2 protein-coding genes and 1 pseudogene are annotated in these 1,186 nt (G+C 63.6%); 1 reads left to right on the plus strand and 2 read right to left on the minus strand.

All coding sequences use genetic code 11. The annotated features are described in order from the left end of the window. Window positions 1–150: ATP-binding protein (locus A5789_RS38635; RefSeq protein WP_231956625.1), on the plus strand; the 150-nt coding region annotated here is incomplete at its 5' end. Between the two features lie 129 nt (window positions 151–279). Here A5789_RS38635 and A5789_RS38640 read toward each other — a convergent pair. Together A5789_RS38640 and A5789_RS38645 are read right to left on the minus strand one after the other, a co-directional pair. Beyond that, window positions 280–717: pseudogene (locus A5789_RS38640) on the minus strand (ATP-binding protein); the annotation flags it as partial. A 182-nt stretch (window positions 718–899) separates the two neighbouring features. After that, window positions 900–1,121 carry a hypothetical protein gene (locus A5789_RS38645; RefSeq protein ID WP_064903081.1) on the minus strand — a complete coding sequence of 74 codons (222 nt, stop codon included), beginning with the start codon at window positions 1,119–1,121 and terminating at the stop codon, window positions 900–902. Between the last annotated feature and the right edge of the window lie 65 nt (window positions 1,122–1,186).

A 1,186-nucleotide genomic window follows, 5' to 3' on the forward strand; every position in this document is an offset into this window, starting at 1 on the left:
ACCATCATCGCCGCGGCCATGCTCGACCGGCTCCTACATCGCTCGGTGGTCCTCAAACTCGACGGCGATTCCTACCGCCTGCGAGACCACCATGCCCGATCAGAAAACCACCGCACGGCCTCCGGAACCATCCGCCGGCCGCTACAGTAGAACCGCCTCACGGGTGGGGAATTTCGATGAGCACCACTGGGGAAGTTTCTTGAGCCTCGTCAGCTGACTGCGCTCACCGAATCTCCCCAGCCGGGCTCATCGAAATGCCCCACCCGTGAGCGGTCCTGATTATAGGGGTTCGCGGTTTCCGGTCGTGGCCCGGCGGAGGTTGTCGGCGGTGGCTTGGTGGTCGCGTAGCCGGTAGGAGTCGCCGTCGAGGTTGATCACCATCGACCGGTGCAGGAGTCTGTCCAATAATGCTGCGGCGACAGTGTTATCGCCGAGGATCTCGCCCCAGGATCCGACGCCGCGGTTGGTGGTGATCACGATCGATGTCTTCAAGTACCGTTGCGCGACAACCTGAAACAGTGCTGATGCCGCCTCTGCAGGTAACGGCAGGTATCCCAGTTCGTCGATCGCCAGGAGCGTTGGTCCGGCGTAGAAACGCATGCAGGTGGCCCACCGGCCTTCGATCGCAGCTTTGTGGCAGCGGGCCGCCAAATCGGCGGCGGTGGTGACATAGGTGCGGTAGCCGGCGTGCACCGCAGCCCGGGCTAGACCCAAGGCCGCTCAGTTTGGTGTGCTGCCGGGTTGTCAACCGGGTAGCACGCGCACGCTGATGTGGGTTTGGTAGATGGTCCGGTCGATCACCCCCTTGGCGCGGTGTTTGGAGATTGCCCGTTTGACCACGCGAAGGCTGCTGCGGGGCCGGCGATGTGGGAGCAGGTCAGCGCGCACGGCCCGCCCGATCACACCGACGATATCGACAGTCGCGCCGGTGATGACCCGGCCGCATGGACGAGCTGGTCGCGGGCGGTCTGCAAAGCGACGGTGAAACTGCCCCGGTCCGCGACCATGCCCGGTGTGGCCAGCGCGGTATCGGCGATCGCGGTCCGCAACGCCTGGTAGGTGATCAGCAACGCGTAGACCTCCTGCGCGACATCGTCGGCAGTACGCGCCGAGGGTGTCACGAGAACCGTGTAAGTCCGAAGCTAGTTCGGTACTAAATCTATTCTAGCACAATGGAATTCGGTTC

Origin of the sequence: Nocardia sp. 852002-51101_SCH5132738 (assembly GCF_001665695.1) — a bacterium.
GTDB lineage: Bacteria > Actinomycetota > Actinomycetes > Mycobacteriales > Mycobacteriaceae > Nocardia > Nocardia nova.